Annotated in this window: 23 protein-coding genes and 1 riboswitch; of the genes, 16 read left to right on the top strand and 7 right to left on the bottom strand. The window is 77.2% G+C overall.

The annotated features are described in order from the left end of the window. Positions 1-32: 32 nt before the first annotated feature. Positions 33-4,259, top strand: a complete 4,227-nt coding sequence (locus tag ACI79B_RS12775) for an alpha-(1->3)-arabinofuranosyltransferase domain-containing protein (RefSeq protein ID WP_456927960.1) — start codon at positions 33-35, stop codon at positions 4,257-4,259. Positions 4,260-4,266: 7 nt separating this feature from the next. Here the strand turns inward: ACI79B_RS12775 and ACI79B_RS12770 are convergent, their stop codons facing one another. The 3 genes from ACI79B_RS12770 to ACI79B_RS12760 form a co-directional block, all read right to left on the bottom strand. After that, positions 4,267-5,439: an acyltransferase family protein gene (locus ACI79B_RS12770; RefSeq protein ID WP_456927959.1), complete on the bottom strand. Its 1,173-nt coding sequence runs from the start codon at positions 5,437-5,439 to the stop codon at positions 4,267-4,269. A 5-nt stretch (positions 5,440-5,444) separates the two neighbouring features. Beyond that, positions 5,445-7,304 carry a hypothetical protein gene (locus ACI79B_RS12765; protein ID WP_456927958.1) on the bottom strand — a complete coding sequence of 620 codons (1,860 nt, stop codon included), beginning with the start codon at positions 7,302-7,304 and terminating at the stop codon, positions 5,445-5,447. A gap of 92 nt (positions 7,305-7,396) precedes the next feature. Then, positions 7,397-8,026, bottom strand: a complete 630-nt coding sequence (locus ACI79B_RS12760; RefSeq protein WP_456927957.1) for a TetR/AcrR family transcriptional regulator — start codon at positions 8,024-8,026, stop codon at positions 7,397-7,399. Positions 8,027-8,139: 113 nt separating this feature from the next. On the opposite strand from ACI79B_RS12760, the gene ACI79B_RS12755 reads away from it, so the two are divergent. The 7 genes from ACI79B_RS12755 to fmdA all read left to right on the top strand — a co-directional run bounded on the left by ACI79B_RS12755 (position 8,140) and on the right by fmdA (position 16,168). Next, positions 8,140-9,471, top strand: a complete 1,332-nt coding sequence (locus ACI79B_RS12755; RefSeq protein WP_456927956.1) for an MFS transporter — start codon at positions 8,140-8,142, stop codon at positions 9,469-9,471. Between the two features lie 51 nt (positions 9,472-9,522). Beyond that, on the top strand, positions 9,523-9,672 hold the full coding sequence (locus ACI79B_RS12750) for a hypothetical protein (RefSeq protein ID WP_456927955.1): 150 nt from the start codon (positions 9,523-9,525) through the stop codon (positions 9,670-9,672). 37 nt (positions 9,673-9,709) lie between these two features. Further along, the gene (locus tag ACI79B_RS12745; protein WP_456927954.1) at positions 9,710-11,239 is read left to right on the top strand and encodes a gluconokinase; all 1,530 of its coding nucleotides are present in this window, start codon (positions 9,710-9,712) and stop codon (positions 11,237-11,239) included. 15 nt (positions 11,240-11,254) lie between these two features. Continuing rightward, on the top strand, positions 11,255-12,721 hold the full coding sequence (locus ACI79B_RS12740) for a GntP family permease (protein ID WP_456927953.1): 1,467 nt from the start codon (positions 11,255-11,257) through the stop codon (positions 12,719-12,721). 77 nt (positions 12,722-12,798) lie between these two features. Next, on the top strand, positions 12,799-14,373 hold the full coding sequence (locus ACI79B_RS12735) for an FMN-binding glutamate synthase family protein (RefSeq protein WP_456927952.1): 1,575 nt from the start codon (positions 12,799-12,801) through the stop codon (positions 14,371-14,373). Positions 14,374-14,510: 137 nt separating this feature from the next. Further along, the gene (locus ACI79B_RS12730; protein WP_456927951.1) at positions 14,511-14,789 is read left to right on the top strand and encodes an FmdB family zinc ribbon protein; all 279 of its coding nucleotides are present in this window, start codon (positions 14,511-14,513) and stop codon (positions 14,787-14,789) included. A gap of 125 nt (positions 14,790-14,914) precedes the next feature. Beyond that, positions 14,915-16,168 (top strand): formamidase, encoded by a 1,254-nt coding sequence (fmdA, locus tag ACI79B_RS12725; protein ID WP_456927950.1) that lies wholly within the window; start codon positions 14,915-14,917, stop codon positions 16,166-16,168. A gap of 57 nt (positions 16,169-16,225) precedes the next feature. Here fmdA and ACI79B_RS12720 read toward each other — a convergent pair whose 3' ends face one another. Then, positions 16,226-16,408: a hypothetical protein gene (locus ACI79B_RS12720; RefSeq protein WP_456927949.1), complete on the bottom strand. Its 183-nt coding sequence runs from the start codon at positions 16,406-16,408 to the stop codon at positions 16,226-16,228. A 148-nt stretch (positions 16,409-16,556) separates the two neighbouring features. Between ACI79B_RS12720 and ACI79B_RS12715 the strand changes: the two genes are divergently transcribed. Beyond that, positions 16,557-16,832: a hypothetical protein gene (locus ACI79B_RS12715; protein ID WP_456927948.1), complete on the top strand. Its 276-nt coding sequence runs from the start codon at positions 16,557-16,559 to the stop codon at positions 16,830-16,832. Positions 16,833-16,908: 76 nt separating this feature from the next. Next, positions 16,909-17,664 carry an AmiS/UreI family transporter gene (locus ACI79B_RS12710; RefSeq protein WP_456927947.1) on the top strand — a complete coding sequence of 252 codons (756 nt, stop codon included), beginning with the start codon at positions 16,909-16,911 and terminating at the stop codon, positions 17,662-17,664. On the opposite strand, the gene ACI79B_RS12705 is transcribed toward ACI79B_RS12710, so the two are convergent. Both ACI79B_RS12705 and ACI79B_RS12700 read right to left on the bottom strand, forming a co-directional pair. Further along, positions 17,661-18,284 (bottom strand): FMN reductase, encoded by a 624-nt coding sequence (locus tag ACI79B_RS12705; RefSeq protein WP_456927946.1) that lies wholly within the window; start codon positions 18,282-18,284, stop codon positions 17,661-17,663. The two genes, ACI79B_RS12710 and ACI79B_RS12705, sit on opposite strands and share 4 nt — an antisense overlap. Continuing rightward, on the bottom strand, positions 18,281-19,441 hold the full coding sequence (locus ACI79B_RS12700; RefSeq protein WP_456927945.1) for an LLM class flavin-dependent oxidoreductase: 1,161 nt from the start codon (positions 19,439-19,441) through the stop codon (positions 18,281-18,283). The genes ACI79B_RS12705 and ACI79B_RS12700 overlap by 4 nt, the downstream gene beginning before the upstream one ends. A 257-nt stretch (positions 19,442-19,698) precedes the next feature. Between ACI79B_RS12700 and ACI79B_RS12695 the strand changes: the two genes are divergently transcribed. The 6 genes from ACI79B_RS12695 (at position 19,699) to ACI79B_RS12670 (ending at position 24,854) form a co-directional block, all read left to right on the top strand. Beyond that, positions 19,699-20,598 (top strand): hypothetical protein, encoded by a 900-nt coding sequence (locus ACI79B_RS12695; protein WP_456927944.1) that lies wholly within the window; start codon positions 19,699-19,701, stop codon positions 20,596-20,598. A gap of 151 nt (positions 20,599-20,749) precedes the next feature. After that, positions 20,750-20,910, top strand: a riboswitch (cyclic di-AMP (ydaO/yuaA leader). Positions 20,911-21,188: 278 nt separating this feature from the next. Next, entirely contained in the window at positions 21,189-22,097 is a 909-nt protein-coding gene (locus ACI79B_RS12690; protein WP_456927943.1) for an aggregation-promoting factor C-terminal-like domain-containing protein, read from the top strand. A 7-nt stretch (positions 22,098-22,104) separates the two neighbouring features. After that, positions 22,105-22,764 (top strand): class I SAM-dependent methyltransferase, encoded by a 660-nt coding sequence (locus tag ACI79B_RS12685; protein ID WP_456927942.1) that lies wholly within the window; start codon positions 22,105-22,107, stop codon positions 22,762-22,764. A 23-nt stretch (positions 22,765-22,787) separates the two neighbouring features. Further along, positions 22,788-23,630, top strand: a complete 843-nt coding sequence (locus ACI79B_RS12680; RefSeq protein WP_456927941.1) for an SDR family NAD(P)-dependent oxidoreductase — start codon at positions 22,788-22,790, stop codon at positions 23,628-23,630. Between the two features lie 16 nt (positions 23,631-23,646). Beyond that, complete coding sequence (locus ACI79B_RS12675) at positions 23,647-24,375, top strand: DUF72 domain-containing protein (RefSeq protein WP_456927940.1); 729 nt, start codon at positions 23,647-23,649, stop codon at positions 24,373-24,375. A 65-nt stretch (positions 24,376-24,440) separates the two neighbouring features. Continuing rightward, positions 24,441-24,854 (top strand): hypothetical protein, encoded by a 414-nt coding sequence (locus ACI79B_RS12670; RefSeq protein ID WP_456927939.1) that lies wholly within the window; start codon positions 24,441-24,443, stop codon positions 24,852-24,854. Here the strand turns inward: ACI79B_RS12670 and ACI79B_RS12665 are convergent. Further along, positions 24,842-26,113 carry a M18 family aminopeptidase gene (locus tag ACI79B_RS12665; protein WP_456927938.1) on the bottom strand — a complete coding sequence of 424 codons (1,272 nt, stop codon included), beginning with the start codon at positions 26,111-26,113 and terminating at the stop codon, positions 24,842-24,844. The genes ACI79B_RS12670 and ACI79B_RS12665 overlap by 13 nt on opposite strands. Between the last annotated feature and the right edge of the window lie 9 nt (positions 26,114-26,122).

The following is a 26,122-nucleotide window of genomic DNA, read 5'->3' as shown; positions in this document are numbered from 1 at the left end:
CCCGACCGCCGGCGCGCCCCCCTCCCGGGGTCGTGACCGTCGCTCCGCCGACGACCGAGCCCGCCGGGACCGCCCCGGCGGGCTCGGTCGCGTCGCGGGAGCCCGACCGCGCCCCGCGGGGCCCCGGGTCGGCGGCGCTGCTGCGGCGGCTGCGGCTCGCGATCGTCTGCACCGCCTTCCTCGGGCTGGCGCTCACCCAGTCGCCGGGCCGGGTCGTGCCGGACACCAAGCTCGACCTCGCCGTCGACCCCGCCGGCTTCCTCGGCCGCGCCCTGCGGCTGTGGGAGCCCGAGGGCTTCGCCGGGCAGGTGCAGAACCAGGCCTACGGCTACCTGTTCCCGATGGGCCCCTTCTCCGCCCTCGGCGACGCGGCGGGCCTGCCGGCCTGGGTGGTGCAGCGGCTGTGGTGGGCGCTGCTGATGAGCACCGCGTTCCTCGGCGTCGTCGTCCTGGTCCGGCGGCTGGGCATCGGGACGCCGGCGGCGGCGATCGCCGGCGGGCTGGCCTACGCGCTCGCCCCGCGCATGGTCACCGCCCTCGGCGCCACCTCGGTCGAGGTGGTCCCGATGGCGGTGGCGCCGTGGGTGCTGGTGCCGCTGGTCGGCGCCGCCGCGGTCCGCTCGCCGCGGCGGGCGGCCACCCTGTCCGGCCTCGCGGTGCTCTGCGCCGGCGGCGTCAACGCGGTGGCGGCCGCCGCCGTCCTCCCGCTGCCGGTGCTCTGGCTGCTCACCCGGCCCGGCGGGCCGCTGCGGCGCCGGCTGGCCGCCTGGTGGGCCGGCGCGGTGCTGCTGGCCACGGCCTGGTGGGCGGGTCCGCTGCTGCTGCTCGGCCGGTACAGCCCGCCGTTCCTGGACTACATCGAGAACGCCGACGTCACCACCGCGCCGACCGACGTGCTGTCGGTCCTGCGCGGCACCGACCACTGGCTGGCGTACCTCGGCTCGGCGACCGGGCCGCTGTGGCCGGCCGGCTGGACGCTGGTGGCCGAGACCCTCCCGGCGGCCGGGACGCTCGTCCTCGCCGCGGCCGGCCTGTGGTCGCTGGCCCGCCGCGACCTGCCCGAGCGCACCTGGCTGGTGCTCGGCCTGCTGGCCGGGGTCGCGCTGGTGACGCTGGGCCACCTGGCGACCGTCGACGGGCTGCTCGCCGGCCCGCTCAACGCCGCCCTCGACGGGCCGCTGGCGCCGCTGCGCAACGTGCACAAGTTCGACCTCGTGCTGCGGCTGCCGCTGGCGCTGGCCCTGGCGCACCTGGTCGGCGTCCTCGCCCGGCGGTCCCGGCAGCGGCCCGGCCGGCGGCCGGCGTGGGTGACCGAGTGGGTGCCCGCGTGGCCCGACCGCCGGCCGCAGCCGGCGACGCTGCTGGTCCGCGGCGTCCTGGCGCTCGTGGTGGCCGCGCTGGCCGCCACCGCCTCGCCCGCGCTCGCGGCCCGGCTCGCGCCGCCGACCGGCTTCGAGGAGGTCCCCGGGTACTGGGCGGACGCGGCGCGCTACCTGGCCGCCGAGCAGCCCGCCGGCCGCGCGCTGCTGGTGCCGGCGTCGTCGTTCGGCACCTACGCGTGGGGCAGCCCGCAGGACGAGCCGCTGCAGCCGCTGGCGGACTCGCCGTGGGACGTCCGCAACGCCGTCCCGCTGACCCCCGAGGGGCACATCCGCGTCCTCGACGCCGTGCAGCGGCGGCTCGAGCGCGGCGAGGGCTCGGCGGGGCTGACCCGCTACCTGGCCCGCGCCGGCTTCTCCCACCTGGTGCTCCGCAACGACCTGGACACCGGCGCCGCGGGGTCGGCGCGGTCGGTGGTGGTGCGCCAGGCGCTGCGGGACTCGCCGGGCATCACGCCGGTCGCCGCCTTCGGGCCGGCGGTCCCCGAGCTGCCCTACGTCGACGGGATCTCGCTGGACGCCGGCCTGGTCGAGCCCGCGCCCGCGGTCGAGGTCTACGCCGTCGAGGACCCCGCGCCCCGGGCGTGGACCGCGCCGCTGGCCGACGCCGCGGTGGTCAGCGGCGGGCCCGACGCGGTGCTCGCCCTGGAGGACCGCGGCCTGGTCACCGACCGGCCCACGGTGCCGGCCGGCGCGGCTCCCGACGGCGCCGGGCCGGCGGTGGTCAGCGACGCCCTCGTGCGCCGCGAGCGCAGCTTCGGCCGGATCGACGGGGCGACGTCGGCCGCGCTGTCCCCGGACGACCCGCGGCGCCTGACCGGCCCCGCCCGCGACTACCGGGTCGAGCACCCCGAGCAGGCGGAGACGGTCGCGCGCTACGCGGGCGGCACCCCGAGCGCGTCGAGCTCGGCGTCCGACGCGGGCGCCCTCGGCGGGTCCGACCCGGCCGCCACGCCGTGGGCCGCGCTGGACGGCGACCCGGCCACCGCGTGGCGGCCGGCCCCCGCCTACGGCGGGCAGGGTGCCTCCTGGTGGCGGGTCACCGCCGACGCCCCGTTCCGCGCCGCCGGCGTCACGGTCACCCTCGCCGCCGAGACCGCCGACGACCCGCCGGCCGCCGTCCGGCTCACCACCGACACCGGCACCGTCACCCGGCCGCTGCGCGCGACCGCCGACCCGCAGGACCTGCCGCTGCCGGCGGGCACCACCCGGACCCTCACCGTCGGCGTCGACCCCGCCGACGGCGACCCCGGCGACGGGCTGGCCCTCGCCGAGGTGGACCTGCCCGGCGTCACCGTCACCCGCTCCCTGGTCACCCCCGCCCCCGACGGCGAGGTCGCGGCCTGGGCGTTCGACGCGCTCGGTCCGGACGGCACCGCCTCCGGCTGCGTCGTCGACGCCGGCGGGGACCCGCGCTGCGCCGCCGTCCTCGCCGCGGCCGCCGAGGAGACCGCGGGCCTGGACCGGGTGTTCACCGCGGCCGCGCCCACCGACGCCGACCTGGCGCTCACCGCCCGGCCGCGCCCCGGCCCGGCGCTGGACGCGCTGCTCGCCGACGCCGGCGGGGCGGGCGTCCGCGCCACCGCCAGCAGCACCGCGGTCGACGACCCGCGGGCGAGCGCGCTGGCGGCGGTCGACGGCGACCCGGCGACCGCCTGGCGGGCCGCGGCCGGCGACGACGCCCCGGCGCTGACGCTCACCTGGCCCGCGCCGCGCACGGTCGACTCGCTGCGGGTGGTCACCACCCCGGGCCTGGCCGCCTCCTTCCCGACGGCGGTCACCCTCGTCACCGGCGGGCTGCCGCGCACGATCGCCCTCGACGACGACGGCACCGCCCGCTTCGCCCCGGTCACCACCGACCGGCTGGAGGTGCGTTTCGCGCTGCCGCTGGAGCTGCAGACCTTCGACCCGGTCACCCGCTTCGTCACGCCGCTCGGCGTGGGGGTGAGCGAGCTCGAGGCCGGCGGCCCGGCGCCGCCCCTCGACGCCGGCGCCGAGGTCACCGTCCCGTGCGGTGACGGCCCGGTGGTGATCGTCGACGGGGAGCGCCGCGGGACCACCGCGCGGACCACGGTCGGCGCGCTGCGCGCCCTCGACGAGCTGGACCTGGAGCTCTGCGACGACCCCGGCGTCGCGCTGGCGGCGGGCGGGCACCGGCTGGTGGCCACCGGCACCGACGTGCTCGCCGTCCGCTCGGCGACGCTCACCGCCGCGGACCCCGGCCCCGCGCCCGGCCGGGAGGCGGCCGACGTGACGCGCTGGGACGCCGAGCACCGCGCCGTGCGGGTGGCCGCCCGGGACGAGCCGACGCTGCTGGTCGTCCCGGAGAACACCAACCCCGGGTGGCGGGCCACCCTCGACGGCGAGGTGCTGGACACCGTCGCCGTCGACGGGTGGCAGCAGGGCTACGTGCTCCCCCCGGGCGCGGCGGGGACGGTGACGCTGGACTTCCTCCCCGGCACGGCCTACCGGGCCGCGCTCACCGCCGGTGCCGCGGCGGTGCTCCTGCTGGTGCTGCTCGCCGTCCTGCCGGTGCGCCGGCCGCGGCCCGTGCCGGCCCCCGGGCGCCGCGGCCGGGGCGGGCAGGTGCTCGTGGTGCTCGCCGCCGTCGCCGGCACCGCGCTGGCCGGCGGGGTCGTCGGCCTCGGGCTGCTGGCGGTCGCGGTGGCGGCAGGGGCAGCGCTGCGCACCCGGCGGGCCGCGGTGCTCGGGGGCGTGGCCGCCGGGGCGGTGGCGGTCGCCGGCGTCCTGCTGCTCGTGGTGCCCGACGCGACCGGCACCGCCCGGCAGGTGCTGGCGCTGGCCGCGCTCGCGGCGGTGGTGGCCGCGGTGCTGCCCGCGCCCCGGGTCCGGCGGCCGCGGCTCCGCGCCGCGGACTGACCCGGCCTCAGGGGGCCAGGGTCTGCGCCTCGTCCTCGTCCCGCGCGATCACCTGGTCGGCGGGGCGGGCCGGCGGCCGGTCCGGGACCACGGGGCGCAGCCGCTCCACCAGCGGCCGCTCGAGGAACCGGTAGGAGACGGCCGCCGCGGCGACCGAGACCACGAGCGTCCCGCCGAGGACCACCGGCAGCGGGTGCGCGAACAGGTCCCAGAAGGTGACCAGCAGCAGCAGGTGGAACAGGAAGACGCCGTAGGAGATCTCGCCGGCCCAGCGCATCGGCCGGCCGGCGAGGAAGCGGCGGGCCCGGCCGGCGGTCTGGTCGCCGAAGACCAGCGGCACCAGGGCCAGGGCGGCGACGCCGGTGTAGAGCGCGTGCTTGACCACGACCTGCGCCCCGGTCAGCGGCTGGTCGATCTCGACCGAGCCGGTGAGCGGGCTCGCGGCGACCCAGAACAGCGCCGCGGCGCCGGCCCAGCAGGTCCACGGGCTCGACGCCAGCACGTGCACCAGGCGGACCGGCCCCCAGCCGGGCGGCGAGACGGTCAGGATCGCGGTGGCCATGCCGGCGGCGAACCAGGACAGGTAGGCCGGCAGCCACAGGGTGAGCGAGGCGAGGACCAGCGGGTCGCTCGCCGCCCACAGGCTCCAGACGGACCCCAGCACGGAGAGCACCCCGAGCGCGGCGACGAGCCGGGCCGGGCGCCACCCGCCGCACACCGCCAGCAGGCCGCGGACCAGCAGCGGCAGCAGCAGGTAGAAGGCGACCTCGGTGCACAGGCTCCACGCGTGGTCGAGGCCCTCGGCGTGCCAGTCGCGGGAGTAGATCTGGGTGAGGGTCAGGAACCGCAGCCAGTCGCCGGGGGTGGCGTCCTCGTTGCCCGGCAGGAACAGCAGCGCCAGCGCCACGCACAGCCAGTAGGCCGGGAGGATGCGCAGCGCCCGCCGCCATAGGAACGCCGCGGTCCGGGGCGCCGGGCGGCCCTCGGCGGCGGCGCGGAACAGCGGCTGGGACAGCAGGAAGCCCGACAGCGTGAAGAACACGGCGACGCCGACGTCGAGCCGGGCGAGGGCGAACCCGCCGAGGTCGGGGGTGTAGGACCCGCTCCAGAACGCGGCGTGGGTGGTGACGACGGCGAGCGCGGCCAGCGCGCGCAGGCCGTCGAGGGCCGGGTAGCGCACCGCGCTCAGCCCCCGCCCGGGGTCAGCGGGCGGGGCGTGCCCACCGTCACCGCGCCCACGCAGACCGGCACCGACGGGTCGTCGACGGTCACGACGACCTCGCCGACCGGCCCCTCGGCCTGCAGGAACAGGTCGTGCAGCCCGGCGCCGACCAGCGCGCCGCCGACCGTGCCGCCGGCCTGCACGGTGACCGCGTTGCCCGCCCCGGCGATGTAGGGGACCTGCACGATCCACCGCCCGTCGGGCACCGGCTCCTCCAGCGGGACGGTCACCGGCCCCTCGGCCACCCGCCAGCCGCAGTCGGGCACCGGGCCGGTCTCCGAGGTGCCCACGGGGTCGACGGCGGCGAGCTGGCCGCGGCCCCGGTCGTCGAGCGCGGCGAGCTGGTAGGCGATCTCGCCGACGGACTGGAAGTGCGGCTGGGCGGGCAGGCCGGAGAGGACCACCGACGCCCGGTTCGCCGGCGCCAGCGCGGCCGGGACGACGTCCTCGGGCACCGTCGTGTCGGCGAGCACCAGGTCCGGCCGGCCGATGACGGAGCCGCGGGCGCCGTCGACGTAGTCGCGGGTGGCGTTGACCGACCAGTGCTGCGCGAACCCGGCCGTGGAGAGGACGCAGCCGACGGCGAGCGCGGCGGCGACCGCGGTGCCCAGCGCCGGGCGGGCGAGCCGGTGGGCCGGCAGTCGCGCGGTCCGCGGGCGCAGGACCGGCGGCGCGCCGCGGACCGGCAGCGTCGCCAGCGCGAGGCCGAGGGCGGCGAGCAGCGCGACCGTGGCCGGCGGCACCGTGTCCGCGGGCAGCCCGCCGGCCACGGCCGGGCCGTCGGGCGCGGCGGCCTCGGCGACCAGCACGACCGCCCCGGCGACGGCGGTGAGCGCCCACGCGCGGAGCGCGCCGCGCCGCAGCACGACGCTGCCCAGCACGACGGCGGCGACCACGGCCCCCGCGCCCACCACCAGCGCCTGCGGCGGCGCCGGGACGGCGAAGGGCAGGGCCACCGGCCGCCAGACCCAGGGGCCGCCGACCAGGCCGGGCAGCACCGTCCGGGTCACCTCGCCGCCGAGCCCCGGGGCGGCCTCGCGCAGCGCGTCGCCGTCGACGAGCGGCCCGGCGCCGGTCAGCAGCCGGGCGAGCAGCCCCACGGCCACGCCGGCGACCTGCGCCGCCCAGGCGGCGGGCCGCGCGGCGAGGGCGCGCAGCCGGTCGCGGACCGGGCCGGTCGTGCCCCACAGCAGGGTGGCGGCGAGCAGCAGCAGCGGGACCAGCAGCACCCAGCCGGTGAACGACAGCCCGGCCGCGACGGCGAGCCCGGCGGCCACGGCCGGCCCGGGGCGGCCGGTGCGCAGCGCGCGGACGTGCCCGGCGACGGCGGCGAGCAGGCACAGCTGCACGGGCAGCTGCACCAGCGCCGCGCTCCACCACAGCCCGCCGACCAGGGGCAGGGAGCTGGCCAGGTACACCGTCAGCGGCAGCAGCACGGCCGGGCGGCGGCCGAACAGGTCGACCAGCAGCCGGTAGAGCAGCACGTCGACGGCGAGCTGCCCGGCCAGCACCAGCGTCACCAGCCCCGCCCACGCGTACGGCGCCACCGAGGCCACCCCGCCGGCCAGCGCCGCGGCGCCCGGGGGGCCGGGCACCTCGGGGGTCAGGCCGAGGAGGTGGGCGGCGGGGAGGAGGTCCTGCCGGGTGAGCCAGCCGCCGGCCGCCGTCCAGGCGCGGGCGGCCAGGGACAGGGTCACCAGCAGCGCGGCCAGCGCGGGGACGAGCGCCTCGCGCTCGACGCGCAGCGAGAGGACCGGGCGCCGGTCGGCCGCGGGCGACGCGTCCCCGGCGGCGTCGGTCGCGACGTCCGCCGCTGTGGTCATGGGCCTCCGATCCCCGTGAGCCAGGTCCCGGGGCAGCGTAGGACCCGCCGGTACCGCGCGGTATCCCGGTGGCGGGTGACCCGCCGGGCGGCTCAGCGGCGGGCGACGAGACCGACGAGCACCTCAGTGGCGACGTCGGTGTCCTCGGCCAGGGAGCCGGCCTCGCCGCGCTCGACCCGGACGAGCATGAGCTCGTTGAGCCCGCCGACCGCGGCGACGACGAGCGCCCGGTCCACCGCCCGCACCTCGTCGGGGTACCGCTCGGCCATCTCGGCGGCGACCCCGCGGATCAGCTCCACGTAGCGGTCGATGACCTGCCGCCGCAGGGTGAGCGCGTGCCGGCCGGCGGCCTGCACCTCCACCAGCGCCGCCCAGGCCACCTCCGGGTTGGCGGCGAGCACCTCGAGGTAGGCCCGCACGGCCGACCGCAGCCGGTCCCGCCAGGCCAGCCCCTCAGCGGCCGCCCGGTCCTGCGCGGCGTGCACGGTGGCGAGCATCTTGTCGGTGGCGCGGGTGTAGAGCTCGAGGAGGCAGTGCTCCTTGTCGCGGAAGTGCGCGTAGACGACGGTCTTGGACACCCGGCCCTCGCGGGCGATGTCGGAGATCGTCGTCGCGCGGTAGCCCTTCTCGGCCATGCAGGTGGCCAGCGCGAGGAGGATGCGCACCCGGCGGTGGGCGTCGTCCTCGGTCAGGTCCTCGGGGGAGACCAGTGCTGCGACCACCTCCCGATCCTAGGGCCGGGCACCCCCCGTCCGGGCCGCGCGCGGGCGCGTGCCGTGAGGCGACTCACCGCGGTACCGGGAACAACCGGTCCGCGGGAGCTGTCGTCCCCTCAGTGACGCCCCCGACCGCCGCCCGCACCCCGCTGCGCGCCTACGCCGTCTGGCTCACCGCGCTCGCCGCCTACGTCGTCGCCGTGTTCCACCGCGCCTCCCTCGGCGTGGCCGGGGTGGAGGCGCAGGAGCGGTTCTCCGCCGGGGCGTCGGCGGTCTCGCTGTTCCTGGTGCTGCAGCTCGCGGTCTACGCCGGGCTGCAGGTGCCGGTCGGGGTGGCGCTGGACCGCTTCGGCTCGCGCCGGCTGATCGTCGCGGGCGGGGTCACCATGGCCGCGGGCCAGCTGGTGCTGGCGCTGGCCACCGACGTGCCCACCGCGGTCGCCGCCCGCGTGCTGGTCGGGGCCGGCGACGCGATGACGTTCATCAGCGTGCTGCGGGTGATCGGCTTCTGGTTCGCCGGCCGCACCGTCCCGCTGGTCACCCAGCTCACCGGCATCCTCGGCCAGCTCGGGCAGGTCGTGGCCGCCTACCCGCTGGTCGCGCTGCTGCACACCGCGGGCTGGCGCAGCACCTTCCTCGGCGCGGCGGCGGCCGGCGTGCTGGTCGTCGTCCTGGTGCTCGCCACGCTGCGCGACGCGCCGCCCGGCGTCGCGCCCGCCACCCCCGCCGGGCTGGCCGAGGTGCGCCGCAACCTGGCGCTGACCTGGCGGGAGTCCGGCACCCGGATCGGCCTCTACACCCACCTGGTCACCCAGTTCTCCGGCACGGTCTTCGCGCTGCTGTGGGGCTATCCCTTCCTCGTCGTCGGCCAGGGGCTGTCCCCGGCGACGGCGGCCGGGCTGCTCACCCTGCTGGTGGTCGTCGGCATGGGGGTGGGGCCGCTGCTCGGCCGGCTGTGCGGGCGCTGGCCCCTGCGCCGCTCGGTGCTGGTCCTCGGCATCCTCGCCGTCACCGCCGCCACCTGGACCGTCGTCCTGCTGTGGCCCGGCCGCGCGCCGCTGTGGCTGCTCGTGCTGCTGGTCGTCGTGCTCGGCACCAACGGTCCCGGCTCGATGATCGGCTTCGACTTCGCCCGCACCTGGAACCCCGCCGAGCGGCAGGGCAGCGCCAGCGGCGTGGTCAACGTCGGCGGCTTCGTCGCCTCGCTGCTGACCATCCTGGCGATCGGCGCGGTGCTCGACGTCCTCACGCCCGGCGCCTCGACCGCCTACGACCTCGGCGCCTTCCGCGCCGCGTTCGCCGTCCAGTACCTGTTCTGGGCGATCGGCCTGGTCGGCGTGCTGCGCCACCGCCGGGCGCTGCGGGCGCGGCTGGCCCGCGACGGCGTCGTCCTCGCCCCGCTGGTGACGGCGGTCGGCGCCCGGCTGCGCGGCGGGTCCGCCTACCGCTGACCGGTGCGCGGGGGCGCCGTCCCGGCGGCCGGTGCGCCAGGATCGGGCGGCGTGCTGCCCGCCGGCGCGCTGCCGGCGGCGGCGGGATCGCTCGCCCTCGGCGCCGGCGGCGGGCTCGACTGGCTGGTGGGGGCGCTGGTCGGCGGGATCGCGGCGTCGTGCCCGAACGCCCGGGTGCTGCTGGGGGAGATCCGGCGCTGACCTGCGGCCCCCTGGGGGCGCGGGCAGGATCGCCCGCATGGACGTCGTGGTCGGGCTGGACAGCGGGACGACGGCGACCAAGGCGGTCACGGCCGGCACCGACGGGCGGGTGCGCGACCTGGTGAGCGTCGGCTACCCGCTGTCGGTACCCGCCCCCGGCCGCGCCGAGCTCGACGCGCACCGGGTCGCCGACGCCGCCGTCGAGGCGCTGGCCGCCGTCAGCCGGGCCGCCCGCGAGCGCGGCGACCGGGTGGTCGGGGTCTGCCTGTCCGCGGCCATGCACGGCCTGGTCCCCATGGACGACGACGGACGGCCGCTGGGCCCGGTCGTCACCTGGGCCGACGACCGCGCCGCGGGCTTCGCCGAGGCCCTGCGCGCCGACGGCCGCGCCGGCGGGCTGCACACCCGCACCGGGACGCCGGTGCACCCGATGTCCCCGCTGCTCAAGCTCGCCTGGATGCGCGCCGAGGAGCCCGGCCGGCTGGACGCGGTGCCGCGCTGGGGCGGGGTCAAGGAGCTCGTCGTGTCCGCGCTGCGCGGCGGGCCGCAGGTCCTCGACCGCGCCTGCGCCTCGGCCACCGGGCTCTACGGCATCCGCACCGGCACCTGGGACCCCGAGGCGCTGCAGCTGGCCGGGATCCGCCCCGGGCAGCTCGGCGAGGTCCTCCCCACGACGACGGTGCTCGAGGGCCTGCGCCCGGAGGTCGCCGCGGCCACCGGCCTGCCCGCGGACACCCCGCTGGTGCTCGGCGCCTCCGACGGCGTGCTGGCCAACCTCGGCATCGGCGCGGTCCGCCCCGAGGTCGCCGCCGTGTCGCTGGGCACCAGCGGCGCGATGCGCGTCGTCGTCCCGGCGCCGACCGTGGACCCGGCGCACCGGCTGTTCTGCTACGCGCTCACCGACGACCAGTGGGTGGTCGGCGGCGCGGTCAACAACGGCGGCTCGGTGGTGCGCTGGGCCGCCCAGGCGCTGGCCGAGGGGGAGGGGGTCACGGGGGAGGACGCCGACGCCCTCGACGCCCGGCTGCTCGAGGAGGCCGCCGCGGTGCCCGCCGGCAGCGCCGGGCTGCTGTGCCTGCCCTACCTGCTGGGGGAGCGGGCGCCGTGGTGGCGGTCCGGGCTGCGCGGGGCGTACGTCGGGCTGCGCCGCGAGCACCGCCGGGGGCACCTGGTGCGCGCCGCCGTCGAGGGCGTGTGCCAGCAGCTGGCGCTCGTCCGCGACGCGTTCTCGGCCACCGGCCTGCCCGTGACCGAGGTCCGCGCCACCGGCGGGGCGGTGGCCTCGCCGCTGTGGGTGTCCACCCTCGCCGCCGCGCTGGACCTGCCGGTGCGGGTCGCCGACTCCCCGGAGGGCACGGGGCTCGGCGCCTGCCTGCTCGGCCTGCACGCGCTGGGCGCGCTGCCCGACCTCGACGCCGCCACCGCGCTGGTCGGCGTCTCCGACCCGGTGGAGCCCGACCCGGCCGCCGCGGACCTCTACCGGCACACCCGCCCGCTCGTCGAGCGGTCCACCCGCGCGCTCGAAGACGTCCTGCGCGCCCTCGACGCCCTCGACGACGAGGGCTGACCCCCAGGAGGACCCATGCCCGAAGTCGAACCGGCTCTGGGAGCCGGGTGGCTGTTGCTCATCGCGGCGGTAGCCGTGGGCGTGCTGCTGTTCCTGATCATGAAGCTGAAGCTGCACGCGTTCCTGGCGCTGATCCTGGTCAGCCTGCTGGTCGCGCTGGTCACGCAGATCCCGCTCGAGGACGTCGTCACCACCCTCACCGAGGGGTTCGGCGCGACCCTGGCCAACGTCGCGCTGCTGGTCGGCCTCGGGGCGATGCTCGGGCGGCTGCTCGAGCACAGCGGCGGGGCGCAGGTGCTGGCCGACAGCCTCATCGGGCGGTTCGGGGAGAGACGGGCACCCCTGGCCCTGGGCGTGGCGGCGCTGCTGTTCGGCTTCCCGATCTTCTTCGACGCCGGGCTCGTGGTCTTCCTGCCCATCGTCTTCACCGTCGCCCGCCGGCTGGGCGGGTCGCTGCTCACCTACGGCCTGCCGGTCGCCGGCGCCTTCGCCGTCATGCACGCGTTCGTCCCGCCGCACCCGGGGCCGGTCGCGGCGGCCGAGCTGATCGGGGCCGACATCGGGCTGGTCCTGGTCTTCGGGCTGGTCGTCGGCCTGCCCACCTGGTACCTCGGCGGCTACCTGTTCGGCCTGTGGGCCGGGCGGCGCTTCGACGTCGCGGTGCCGCCGTCCGAGGACGACCCGGACGCCGGTGCCGCGCCGGAGGCCCCCGAGCCCACCGTCGCCGGGACCGCACCGGGCACGGCGGGCGCCTCCGGCGGCCTCCGGACCGGGACGGTCACCCGCCCGGCGCCGCCGCGCTTCGCCACCGTGGTCGGCATCCTGCTGCTCCCGCTCGTGCTGATCTTCCTCAACACCGGGCTGACCACCCTGGCCACCGCGGGGGCGCTCGAGGAGACGTCGTTCGTCGTGCGCGCGGGACAGCTGGTCGGCGCCACCCCGGTGGCGCTGCTGATCACCGTGCTGGTGGCGATCGTGGTGCTCGGCCGGCGGCGCGGCGAGAGCGGCGCCCAGGTCGAGTCCATCGTCAACAGCGCCCTGGGCCCGGTCTGCGCGGTCATCCTCATCACCGGCGCCGGCGGCATGTTCGGGGGCGTCCTGCGGGCCAGCGGCATCGGCACGGCGCTGGCCGACGTCCTCGGCGACATCGGCCTGCCGGTGATCGTGGCCGCGTTCGTGGTCTCCGTGCTGCTGCGGGTGGCGCAGGGCTCGGCGACGGTCGCCCTCACCACGACCGCCGGTCTCATGGCGCCGGTGGTCGAGGCCAGCAGCGGGCTGTCCTCCATCGACCTGGCGCTGATCGTCCTCGCGATCGCCGGCGGGGCCACCGTCCTCTCGCACGTCAACGACTCGGGGTTCTGGCTGGTCAGCCGGTTCTTCCAGATGGACGAGAAGACGACGCTCAAGACCTGGACCGTCATGGAGACGCTGCTCGGGACGCTCGGGTTCGTCTTCGCGCTCGTGCTCAGCCTCTTCCTGTAGACCCCGGACCCCGGGCGGCCCACCATGGCTGTCCGGGGTCCGCCCGGGGTCCGCAACGACGCGGGAGGAGCGGGGTCATGAGGGGTGCGGCGCGGGCCGCAGTGGCCGGACTCGGGGCGCTGGCGGCGGTGGCCGCCCGGGACCTGGCGCAGCGGGAGCACACCCTGCTGCGCAACTTCCCGGTGATCGGCCACGCCCGCTACCTGCTGGAGTCGATCGGCCCGGAGCTGCGGCAGTACCTGGTCGCCGGCAACAACGAGGAGCGGCCGTTCACCCGCGACCAGCGGCGCTGGGTGTACGCCTCGGCCAAGGGCGAGAACAACTACTTCGGGTTCGGCACCGACAACGACCTCGAGTACACGGCCGGCTACCCGGTCATCAACCACCGCACGTTCGGCCGCGCCGTGCCGCCGTCGCACCCGCACTCGGCGGCCGACGTCACGATCCCGTCGGCGAAGGTGCTCGGCGGCCCGCGCGGGCGGGCGCACGCGTTCCGGCCGCCGTCGGTGGTCAACGTGTCGGCGATGAGCTTCGGCTCGCTGTCCGGCGCCGCGGTCGAGGCGCTCAACCGCGGCGCGGCGCTGGCCGGCTGCCTGCACAACACCGGGGAGGGCGGGCTGTCGGTACACCACCGGCACGGCGGCGAGCTGGTGTTCCAGATCGGCACCGCCTACTTCGGCTGCCGCGACGAGGCCGGCCGGTTCGACCTGCAGCGGCTGAAGGACCTCGTGGCGTCCGCTCCCGTCCGGGCGCTGGAGATCAAGCTCAGCCAGGGCGCCAAGCCCGGGCTCGGCGGCGTGCTGCCCGCGGCCAAGGTGACCGCCGAGATCGCCGCCGCCCGCGGGGTGCCCGAGGGCGTGGACTGCGTCAGCCCGTCCCGGCACGCGGAGTTCACCGACACCGACAGCCTGCTCGACTGGGTGGAGCTGCTCGCGACCGAGACCGGCCTGCCGGTGGGGATCAAGTCCGCCGTCGGCGACCTGGTCTTCTGGGACGAGCTGACCCGGCTCATGGCCGACACCGGCCGCGGCGTGGACTTCGTGACCGTCGACGGCGGCGAGGGCGGCACCGGCGCCGCGCCGCTGATCTTCACCGACTCGGTGTCGCTGCCCTTCCAGCTCGGCTTCGCCCGCGTCTACAGCACCTTCGCCCGCCGCGGGCTGGCCGAGCAGGTCACCTTCGTCGGCGCCGGCAAGCTGGGCCTGCCCGACAACGCGGTGGTGGCCTTCGCGCTCGGCTGCGACATGGTCAACGTGGCCCGCGAGGCGATGCTCGCCATCGGCTGCATCCAGGCGCAGAAGTGCCACACCGACACCTGCCCGACCGGCGTCGCCACCCAGAACGCGTGGCTGGCGCACGGCCTGGACCCGGCGCTGAAGTCGGTGCGGCTGGCCAACTACGTGGCCACCCTGCGCCGGGACCTGCTCAAGGTGGCCGAGGCGTGCGGCGTCGAGCACCCCGGGCTGATCGACACCGGCTCGGTGGAGGTGCTCACCGGCCGGACGGCGTCACGGCCGCTGTCCGAGGTCTACGACTACGAGCCCGGCTGGGGCCTGCCCTCGGCCGCGGACCGGGCGGAGGTCGTCCGGGTCATGACGGCGGAGGCCCCGCAGGGCGGCTCGGCGGCGCCGTCGGAGGACGCCGTCCGCTGAGCCCACCCGCCGTCACCGGTCGGGGGCCGCCGGTGGCGACGCGCTACGGATGGGGCCGAAGGTCCCGCCGTCCCGTCCGGGCCCGCCACTAGCGTCGCCCGCTCCCGAGTGGTCCCGACTTCCCCGCGGAGGCCAAGATGGCGGCCTACCTGTACCGGTGCCCGGCGTGCGGCCCGTGGGAGGTGCGGCGGCCCATCGGCACCGCGCAGGCCTCCGAGCGGTGCCCCGCGTGCGGCGACACCGGCCGGCGCGTCTACACCGCCCCGCTGCTGGCGCGCACCCCGGCGCCGCTGGCCGCGGCGCGCTCGCGCGAGGAGGCCAGCGCCGACGCGCCCGCCGTGACGACGGCCGTGCCGCCGGCCGCCCGCCGCCCGGTGCCGCGCGACCCCCGGTGGAGCGCCCTCCCGAGGCCCTGACCAGCCCGCGCGGCGGCCACCGGGCCGGGCCGCCGTCGCCTCCCCGGCTCCCGCGCGGAGCCGCCGCGAACGGCCCGCGGACGCGGGTCGGCCCTCCCGTCAACGGAGATCGGAGTGTGGGGGACATGCCAGACGTCGTCTTCACCGTCGACCAGGCCAAGTCCATGCGCGACCAGGCCGTCCCGGGGCACAACCGCTGGCACCCGGACGTACCCGTCGCCACGATGGTCCGGCCCGGGCAGGACATCCGGGTGGAGTGCCGGGAGTGGACCGACGGCCAGATCGGCAACAACGACTCGGCCAACGACGTCCGCGACGTCGACCTGACCAGGGCACACATGCTCAGCGGACCCATCGGCGTCGAGGGGGCCGAACCCGGTGACCTGCTCGTGGTCGACATCCTGGACCTCGGCCCGGTGCAGGCGCCGCAGGAGTACGGCGACGCCCCCGGCCAGGGCTGGGGGTACACCGGCATCTTCGCCAAGGCCAACGGCGGCGGCTTCCTGACCGACTACTTCCCGGACGCCTACAAGGCGATCTGGGACTTCCACGGCCAGGTGGCCACCTCCCGGCACATCCCGGGCGTCCGCTACACCGGCCTGACCCACCCCGGGCTGTTCGGCACGGCCCCGTCGGCCGACCTGCTCGCGAGGTGGAACCGGCGGGAGAAGGCCCTGGCCGACACCGACCCCGACCGCGTGCCCGCCCTCGCGCTGCTCCCGATCGAGGCCCAGACGCTGGCCGGGCAGGCCGACGGCGACGTGGCCGCGGCGATCGCCCGGGACGGCGCCCGCACCGTGCCGGCTCGCGAGAACGGCGGCAACCACGACATCAAGAACTTCAGCCGCGGTTCCCGCGTCTTCTACCCGGTGCACGTGGAGGACGCGAAGCTCTCCGGCGGCGACCTGCACTTCAGCCAGGGCGACGGCGAGATCACGTTCTGCGGCGCCATCGAGATGGGCGGGTTCATCGACTTCCACATCGACCTGATCAAGGGCGGCATGGAGACCTACGGGGTGACCACCAACCCGGTGTTCATCCCGGGCAACGTCGAGCCCCGCTACTCGGAGTTCCTGACCTTCATCGGGGTATCGGTCGACCACGAGGAGGACCGAAACCTCTACCTGGACGCGACGCAGGCCTACCGCAACGCCTGCCTCAACGCCGTCCGGTACCTGCAGAAGTTCGGCTACTCCGGCGAGCAGGCCTACCTGCTGCTCGGCTCGGCGCCGATCGAGGGCCGCGTCAGCGGGGTCGTCGACATCCCGAACGCCTGCTGCTCGCTGTACCTGCCGACGGCGATCTTCGACTTCGACGTGAAGCCGTCGGCGTCGGGACCGGTCCGTGCCGACCGCGGGCAGTGCGCCGTCACGTCCTGACCGCCCGGCGGGTCCCGGCGCACGCCGGGACCCGTCCGCCCGGGCCGGGCGCCGCCCTCAGGCGGCGTCCGGCTCCGGGAACGGCTCGGGGAAGGGCCGGCGGACGGAGGGCCGGGCGGTCACCACGACCGGCCCGCCGCAGTTCCAGCAGGTCGGGTCGTCGTCACCGTCCTCCGTCACGTCCTGCCCGCCGACCTCGCACGGCGCGCACGTCCACACCACCTCGACCCGGAGTTGCACGGATCGCTCCTCACACGAGCACTGCACGGCTCCCGGTTGTTCGAGGCCGGGAGGGGGAGTACCCGGCGCGCCGTGCGCCCAACCGGGTCCGGGGGTCACCGACCGTGCCGAGGGGGCCGGGGCCGAGGGGAGTGGGAGGAGGCCAGAGGTGAGCGGGGAGGTGCCGCGGATCGAGCGCCACGAGGCGGCCGACCGCGCCGGCAAGGCCGCGCTGCGGGCGGCGCACGACCTCACCGAGGGGCTGTCGTCCGGGGAGCCCGACGACGACGTGCCCGAGCCGGTCGTCGTCCGCCGGGGCGGGCCGCACCGCTCGGTCGGCGGGCTGGCCGACCTGATCGACAGCGCCCTGGAGGAGAACGAGGCCCTCCAGGAGAACGAAGCCGTCCGGGAGAACGAACGGGAGTCCGGGGAGCCCGGCTCCTGACCGCCGGCGCGACCGCTGCCGGCACCAGCCACGGGGGACGTCCGCACCGTCGCGGGATCCGAGGAGATGACCGCACATGGGAGCCGTGGGACTGCTGTACGTGGGAGCCGTCCTGGTCGTCAACGGCCTGATGCTGCTGGGGCTGGTGGACGCCCGCGCCGCCGCCCCGCTCAACCTGTTCGTCGGGGCGCTGCAGGTGGTGACGCCGACCGTCCTGATCATCACGGCCGACGGGGACCCGGCCACGATCCTGGCCGCGTCGGGCCTCTACCTGTTCGGCTTCACGTACCTGTACGTGGGGATCAACCTGCTCGGCGGCCTCGACGGCACGGGGCTCGGCTGGTTCTCCGCGTTCGTGGCGGCGTGCGCGCTGGTGTACGCCGGGCTCAGCTTCTTCTACGTCGTCCCCCGGGACCCGGGCTTCGGCGTGATCTGGCTGTACTGGGCGGTGCTCTGGGCGCTGTTCTTCGTCGTCCTGGGGCTGAAGCGGGAGGAGTTCACCCGGTACACGGGCGCGATCGCCGTCGTCGCCGGGCTGCTCACCGCCGCCCTCCCGGCGTTCCTGCTGCTCACCGGCTCGTGGGTCGACTACACCGGCACGTGGGCGGTGATCCTGGCCATCGCCCTGGCGGCCAGCCTGGTGCTGGCGTACCCGCGGCTGCGGGGCCGCCCGGAGCCGGCCGTGCCGCCCGCCGCGCCGGTGCCGGCCGCGCCCCCGGCCGCGCCGGAGGGCGTGCCGGTCGCCCGGCAGGCCCCCGAGCGCGACAGGACACGGCACTCGGACCCGCGCGGCGGCGGGTCGTCCCAGGCGCCGGTCCAGGACCGGTCCTAGGCGGTACCCCGCAGCAGGTCCTCGAAGGAGGGGACGTCGGCGAAGGGGTCGGCCGGGCGGGCCGACGCCGGCCGGCCGGTGACGACGTCGGCCAGCTCGCCGGCCGCGCGGGTGATCCGCGCGGCCAGCTCCTGGCCGACGCCGTCCCCACCGGCCCAGTCCTCGCTCGCCGCGAAGACGGCCGTCGGCACGGTCACCGCGCGCAGGTAGCTGAACAGCGGCCGCATGGCGTGCTCGAGCACCAGCGAGTGCCGGGCGGTGCCGGCGGTCGCCGCGAGCAGCACCGGCGTGCCGGTGAGCGCGTCCTTGTCCAGCACGTCGACGAAGGACTTGAACAGGCCGCTGTAGGAGGCGGTGAACACCGGCGTGACCGCGATGACCGCGTCCGCGCCGGTCACCGTCCCGACCGCCGCGCGCAGCGCCGCGTTCGGGAACCCGGTGACCAGCGCGTCGGCGACGTCGCGGGCGTGCTCGCGCAGCTCGACGACCTCGACGGTGGCGTCCTCGCCGCGCTCGCGCAGCGCGGCGACGGTGGCCGCCGCGAGCCGGTCGGCCAGCAGCCGCGTCGACGACGGGACGCCGAGCCCCGCGCTGACGACGGCCAGGGTGCGGGTGGTCATCGGACGGACACCTCCTCGCGGGCCTGCCCGGTGACGTCGTCACCCGCGGCGTACACGGTCGGGTCCTGCGCGCCCCCGCGGGCGGCCACCCGGGCGGCGTGGGTGGGGGCGTCGGGCACGTGCGCCGGCGTGAGCGCGGCGAACTCGCGGCGCAGCACCGGCACGACCTCCTCGCCGAGCAGGTCCAGCTGCTCGAGGACGGTCTTCAGCGGCAGGCCGGCGTGGTCGATGAGGAACAGCTGCCGCTGGTAGTCGCCGACGTAGTCGCGGAAGCCGAGCGTGCGCTCGATCACCTGCTGCGGGCTGCCCACGGTCAGCGGCGTCTCCCGGGAGAAGTCCTCGAGCGAGGGCCCGTGCCCGTAGACCGGCGCGTTGTCGAAGTAGGGCCGGAACTCGGCGACGGCGTCCTGGCTGTTCCGCCGCATGAACACCTGCCCGCCGAGGCCGACGATCGCCTGGTCGGCGGCGCCGTGGCCGTGGTGCTCGAACCGGGACCGGTAGAACTCCACCATCCGCTGGGTGTGCTCCTTCGGCCAGAAGATGTGGTTGTGGAAGAAGCCGTCGCCGTAGTAGGCGGCCTGCTCGGCGATCTGCGGGCTGCGGATCGAGCCGTGCCACACGAACGGCGGGACGCCGTCCAGCGGCCGCGGGGTAGAGGTGAAGCCCTGCAGCGGGGTGCGGAACCGGCCCTGCCAGTCCACGACCTCCTCGTCCCACAGCCGGCGCAGCAGCGCGTAGTTCTCCACGGCCAGCGGGATGCCGTTGCGGATGTCCTGGCCGAACCACGGGTAGACCGGGCCGGTGTTGCCGCGGCCCATCATGAGGTCGACGCGGCCGTCGGCGAGGTGCTGCAGCATCGCGTAGTCCTCGGCGATCTTCACCGGGTCGTTGGTGGTGATCAGCGTGGTCGACGTCGACAGCTGCAGCCGGGAGGTCTGCGCCGCGACGTAGGCCAGCGTGGTCGTGGGGGAGGACGAGAAGAACGGCGGGTTGTGGTGCTCGCCGAGCGCGAAGACGTCGAGGCCCACCTCCTCGGCCTTCTTCGCGATGGTGACGACGGCCTTGATCCGCTCCGCCTCGCTCGGCGTCCGCCCCGTCGTCGGGTCGGTCGTGACGTCGCTGACCGTGAAGACCCCGAACTGCATCTCGTGCTCCATGTGGTTGAGAGTGCAACTACTGTACCCGGCCCAACGACCCGCCTCCGCCGGGCATTCCCCGCGGGGGCCGTGACCGTACTGAGACCTCTCGACCGCGCACAGTGACCAGCCCGGCACGTCCGGGCGCGACCGGTCCGCACGTCCCGCGCGCGCCCGTGTCGGCCCGTTCGGCCGCACCCGGCGGGTGGAACTCTGTGATCACCCACGCCGGCGTGCCGGTGGGGGACCGGATCGGAGCGCACCGAGGGGGAACCGGGATGTCGCTGCGGGGACAGGGAGCTGCTCCGGACAGGGCCGGGGACGGCCCCGCCGAGCCGCCTCCGGGACGCGGGCTCGACGGCCTGCTGGGCACCGGACCGGTGTTCACCGGGGCGGTGCGCGGCTACGACCGCCTGCAGGTCGACGACTACGTCGCCTGGGCGGAGACGGAGTTGCTGGTCCTGCGCCGGGAGAACGAGCACCTGCTCAGCCGCTACGCCGCCGCGTCGGCCGAGCTGCAGAACGCCCGCCGCCGGCTGGCCCAGCTGGTCCGCGAGCGGCAGAGCCTGCCCGGCCCCGAGGACGCCGCGGCGATGATGCGCCGGGCCGAGGAGGCGGCCGCCGCGCTGACCGCCGCCGCCGAGGAGGAGGCCGGGCGGATCCGCGCCGAGGCGCTCACCGAGGCGCAGGCCCGGCTGTCCGGGGTGGCCGAGATGCGCGAGGCGGTGCTCGCCGCCCGCGAGCAGACCCGCAGCGAGGCCGCCGCGATCCTGGAGGCCGCGCGCCGCGAGGCCGCCCGGCTGGAGGAGGGGGCCGCCGCCGAGCGCGCGCGGCGGGACCGCGAGGCCGCCGAGGCGCGGGCACGGGCCGACGCCGAGGCGCTCGAGCGCCGGTCCGCCGTCGAGGCCGAGCTCGAGCCGCTGCGCGACGAGCGCGACCGGGCGCGCGACTGGCTGCGCCTGCTGACCGGGCAGCTGGACGAGGCGCTCGCCGTCGTCACCGGGGTCGTGCCCGACGACGTCCACGCCCTCGGCGACAAGCGGGGGCTGCCCCGCCTCGGGGAGGACCCGGCGCCCGAGCCCCGCGCGGGGGCGCGGCCGGCGCCGTCCGCCACGGACGTGTCCGACGTGACACCTCTGCACGGGCCCGGCCGGCCCGAGGTGGCCGCGGCCTCCTGACCAGCGGCGACGCGGAGGGGCGTTCCGGTACGGGACAGTCCGTACCACGCGTCACGGCCGCACCTCCGGCCACGACCGTTGTCACGAACCGGTAACGACCGTACGGTGGCTTGCGTCCGGCAGGTCGTCAGGTCCCCGTCCCGGGGAGCCCGGCCGGACGCCGCCGAGTCGTGTCCGCACCCGTGGACGCGAGCCGGGGACCCACCGCAGTACTGGGGTGAATCGCGCCCGCCGAGCTCCGGCCCGGCACGCGTAGGGCTCCTTCCCGCCCGAACCCGTCAGCTAACTCGGTAGGCGGCTCACGGAAGAAACGGAGAGTCTCCGCATGCCCCGCCTCCGGGCCGAAGCGGCCCGCAGGTGCAGCTGCCCGCGCGCACACCGCGCCCCCGCGTCCGCCTGACGCCGGCCGCCCCTGCCCTGCCGCTCCCTGCGACGACGTCGCCGGGGACCCCGTAACGCCACACCCCCCAGACCCGCGCCGCACCCGCACGCCCGAGGTCCGCCTCCGGGCCGCTGCCGCGCGCACTCTCCCTCGGAGCCCTCACCCCCTCATGTCCCGCCACGTCCAGAACACGCCTGCCGACGCCCCCGTGACCGTCGAGCTCGCCACTCCCGACGCCATCGACGCCACCGCCGACACCGCCACCCGCGAGCTGCCCGCGCTCGCGGACGCCGCCGAGCCGGCCGCCGAGGCCCCCGCCCGCCGGCGCCTGTTCCGCCGCGGCAGCCCGCCGCTGGGCCCGCGCCGCCCGGCCCTCCTGCTCGGCGCCGCCGCGGCCGGCGCGCTGATCGTGGGCGTCGTCTCCACCAGCGGCCCCGCTGCCTCCGCCGGCACCGACACCGCCGGCACCACCGGCACCGCGGTCAGCGTCGCCGACGAGCTGGGCATCCCGCAGCAGCAGGCGGCCGCGCAGGCCGCGACCGGCCCCGACCTGACGACGCTGGCCGACGTCGCCGCCTCGCGCGCCGAGCGCAGCGCGCAGGAGGCCGGTGTCGCCCAGGCGCAGCTCGCCGCCGAGCAGGCGGAGCGCGACCGCCAGGCCGCCGAGGCCGAGGCCGCCCGCGTCGCCGCCGAGCAGGAGGCCGCCCGCGTCGCCGCGGAGCAGGAGGCCGCTCGCCAGGCCGCCGAGGCGCAGGCCGCCGCCGAGGCCGCCGCCGCGCAGCAGGCCGCCGAGGAGCAGGCCGCCGAGGAGGCCGCGCCGGCCGCGCCGTCCGGCTCCTTCAAGGACTACGCGCTGAGCAAGGTCGGCAGCGGCGAGCAGTTCTCCTGCCTGGAGAAGCTGTGGGGCAAGGAGAGCGGCTGGAACCCCAACGCGCAGAACCCCACCAGCACCGCCTACGGCATCCCGCAGTTCCTGGACTCCACCTGGGCCAGCACCGGGATCGCCAAGACCTCCGACGGCTACCGCCAGATCGACGCCGGCCTCATCTACATCGAGCAGCGCTACGGCACGCCGTGCGACGCCTGGGCGCACTCGCAGGCCACCGGCTGGTACTGATCCCCAGGTGATCCAGCGAGGGCCGGCCACCCGGGTGGTGCCCGCGGGGTTCGTCCGCGCGCACACCCAGGTGCGCCGGCCCTCGCTCGTCCCCGAGGTGCGGCTGCACGTCGCCGACGACGTCGTCGCCCTGTGGGAGGCGATGGAGACCGCGGCCGGCGGGGCGGGGGAGGAGCCGCCGTTCTGGGCGGCCGCCTGGCCCGGCGGGCAGGCACTGGCCCGCCACCTGCTCGACGCCCCCGCCACCGTCGCCGGCCGCACGGTGCTCGACCTCGGGTCGGGCAGCGGCCTGGTCGCGGTGGCCGCCGTCCTCGCCGGCGCCCGCCGGGTGCTGGCCAGCGACGTGGATCCCTTCTCCCGGACGGCGGTCGGTGTCAACGCCGGCCTCAACGGCGTGACCGGCATCAGCGTCACCGGCGACGTCCTCGACCGCGAGCCGCCGGCCGTCGACGTCGTCGTCGCCGGCGACGTCTGCTACGACCGGGAGATGACCGGGCGGGTGCTGCCCTTCCTCGACCGGGCGCGGGCCCGCGGCTGCGACGTGCTGATCGGCGACCCCGGCCGCCCGTACCTGCCGCACGAGCGGCTGGAGCCCGCCGCGGTGTACGAGGTCCCCGAGACCGAGGGGCCCGGGCTGCGCCGGACGACGGTGTGGCGGCTGCCCTGAGCGCCGCCGGATACGGTCGCCGCGTGCGCCCCTACGCCTTCACCGGTACCGCCGTCGTCACCGGGGCGGCCAGCGGCATCGGCGCCGCGCTCGCCCCGCGGCTGGCCGCCCGCGGCACGGACCTCGTGCTGCTCGACCGCGACGCCGAGCGCCTCGAGGGCGTCGCGGCGGCGGTTCGCGCGGCCTCCCCGGGCCGGTCGGTGGTCACCGTCGTCGCCGACCTCGCCGACGCCGGGCAGCTGCGCGAGGCCGCCGACCGGGTCGTCGCAGGTCACCCGGCGACGACGCTGCTGGTCAACAACGCCGGCGTCGCGCTGGGCGGGCGGTTCGACCAGGTGACCCTCGAGGAGTTCGAGTGGGTCATGGACGTCAACTTCCGTGCCGCCGTCCGGCTCACCCACGCGCTGCTGCCCACGCTGAAGGGGAACCCCGGGTCGCACCTGGTCAACGTCTCCAGTCTCTTCGGGCTCATGGCGCCGGCCGGGCAGGCGGCGTACGCGTCGAGCAAGTTCGCCGTCCGCGGGTTCACCGAGGCGCTGCGGCACGAGCTGGCCGAGGACGGCGTCGGCGTGACCAGCGTGCACCCCGGCGGCATCGCCACCCGGATCGCCGAGACCGCCCGGGTGGCGAGCGGCGCCGACCCCGCGGAGGCCGAGCGGGGCAAGCGCGAGTTCGCCAGGCTGCTGCGCTACCCGGCCGACCGCGCCGCGCAGCGGATCGTCGAGGCGGTGGAGCGGCGCCGGCCGCGGCTGCTCATCGGCGCCAGCGCCGTCGTCCCCGACGTCCTGGTGCGGCTGGCGCCGGGTTCGTACGGGCGGGTGCTCGCCGCCGCCACCCGGCTGGCCGGCCTGCGCCGGGCGGCCTGACCCCGCGGGGTCCCCGGTGGCCGTCCACGTCGGCACGTCGGGCTGGAGCTACGACCACTGGGAGGGCGTCCTCTACCCGCCGGGGACGCCGTCCCGGGACCGGCTGGCCCACTACGTCCGCCGGTTCGGCACCGTCGAGCTCAACGCGAGCTTCTACCGCTGGCCGCGCACCGCGACCTTCGCCGGGTGGCGGCAGCGGCTGCCCGAGGGCTTCCAGCTGTCGGTCAAGGCCCCGCGCGGGCTGACCCACGCCAAGCGGCTGTACGCCCCCGAGGCGTGGGTCGAGCGGATGACCGCGGCCTGGCACGAGCTGGGGCCCCGGCGGGCGGTGCTGCTGGTCCAGCTGCACCCGGCCGCCGCCCGCGACGACGCCCGGCTCGACCACTTCCTCGGCCTGCTGCCCGACTGGGTGCGGGTGGCCGTGGAGTTCCGGCACCCCAGCTGGCACGACGACGGCGTGTTCGCGCTGCTCGAGCGGCACGGCGCCGCCTACTGCGTGATGAGCGGCGCCGGCCTGCCGTGCGTGCTGCGCGCGACGGCGCCGTTCGTCTACGTCCGGCTGCACGGGCCCGACGCCGCCCACCTGTACGCCGGCTCCTACCCCGACGCCGACCTGCGCTGGTGGGCCGACCGGATCGGCGAGTGGGCGGGGCAGGGCCGCGACGTCTACGCGTACTTCAACAACGACGGGTACGGCCACGCCGTCCGCAACGCCGAGACGCTGCGCGCGCTGACCGGCGGCTGAGGTCCGCAGCCGCGAGACTGGGCCGGGTCCCGCCGACCGGGCGGGGAGAGCCGGGGGAGGTGCGCGTGAGCGAGTCCGAGGACAGGCCCCGCGACGGCGGGCTGGTGGCGCGGTCGGTCGAGGAGTTCGTGGCGCAGCTGCGCGGCTTCACCGACCGGGCCACCCGGCTGGCCGCCGGCGCCGTCCCGTCCGGGTTCTCCCTGCCGCGGCTGCCCTCGCCGCCCGGGGCGATGTCGGCGGCGCAGGTGCGGTCGATCGCGTCGTCGGTGCGGGCGCAGCGCCAGCTCGTCGAGGGCCTGATGGGGCAGCTGCAGGCCTTCGACGAGCAGCTCGCGGTCTTCGAGCGGATCCTCGAGCCGCTCGTCGAGTGGAGCGGCACCTGGGCGCGGCTGGAGGAGTCCCTCGCCGACGTCCTCCGCCGCTCCCCGGCCGACCGGCCGCCCGGCGGACAGGAACCGCCGCCCGCTCAGTCCTCGTAGCAGGCGGTCAGCGCGGCCACCATCGACGGGACGTCGAGCGCCGAGGCGAGCTCGCGGCAGGAGTGCATGGCCAGCACCGGCGCGCCGACGTCGACGGTCGCAACGCCCAGCCGGGTGGCGGTCAGCGGGCCGATCGTCGAGCCGCAGGGCAGGTCGGCGCGGGACACGAAGTACTGCACCGGCACGCCCGCCCCGGCGCACCGCTCCGCGAACCAGCCGCCGCCGGCCGCGTCGGTGGCGTAGGCCTGGTTGGCGTTGACCTTGAGCACCGGGCCGCCGCCCAGCTGCGGGGTGTGCGCGGGCTCGTGCCGGTCGTACCGGGTCGGGTGGACGGCGTGCGCCATGTCCGCCGAGACCAGCCGGGACCGCGCGAGCGCCCGGGGCAGCGCCTGCGCGTCCCCGGGGTCGGTGACGGCCACCAGCCGGCGGACGACGTCCTCGAGGAAGCTGCCGCGCGCCCCGGACATCGAGCCGCTGCCCACCTCCTCGTGGTCGTTGGCGACCAGCACCTGGGTGCGCGCGCCGGGCGCCGCGCCGGCCAGCGCCGTCACGCCGGCGTGGCAGCTGGCCAGGTTGTCCAGCCGCGGCGCGGCGACCCACGTGCCGTCGGCGCCGGCGGGGGCCGCGGGCTGGGTGTCGGCCAGCACCAGGTCGTGCCCGACGACGTCGCCCGGCGCCACCCCGGCGGCCGCGGCGAGCGCCTCGGTCAGCCCCGGCTCGGTGTCCAGGTCCCGCGACCAGACCGGGACCAGGTGCCGCTGCGGGTCGAGGGTGAGCCCCTCGCGGACGCCGCGGTCGAGGTGGATGGCCAGCGACGGCAGCCGCAGCGGCGCGCCGTCGAGCCGGACCAGCGCGGTCCGGCCGCCGCGCAGCGCCACCCGCCCGGCGACGGTCAGTTCCCGGTCCAGCCAGGTGTGCCAGAGCCCGCCGCCGTAGGGCTCGACGCCGACCAGCCGGTAGCCGGCCTGCCGGACGTCGGACCGCGGCCGGACCCGGAAGGTGGGGGAGTCGGTGTGCGCGCCGACCAGCCGCATCCCGGCGTCGGCGAGCGGGGCGCTGCCCAGCCGGAACGCGACGAGGCTGCCCTGCCGCACCACGAAGTGCGCCCCGCCGGGGGCGAGCCGCCACGCGTCGGCCTCGGCCAGCTCGGTGAACCCGGCGGCGGTCAGCCGGCGGGTGAGCTCGGCCACGGCGTGGAACGGGGAGGGGGAGGCGTCGACGAGAGCGCGCAGGTCGTCGCCGAGGGAGAGGTCCGGCACTCGTGCGAT

It is taken from the genome of Geodermatophilus sp. SYSU D00879 (genome assembly GCF_054050375.1).
The sequence above is the reverse complement of the archived record's forward strand: the minus strand, read 5'-3'. Positions and strand labels throughout refer to the sequence as shown.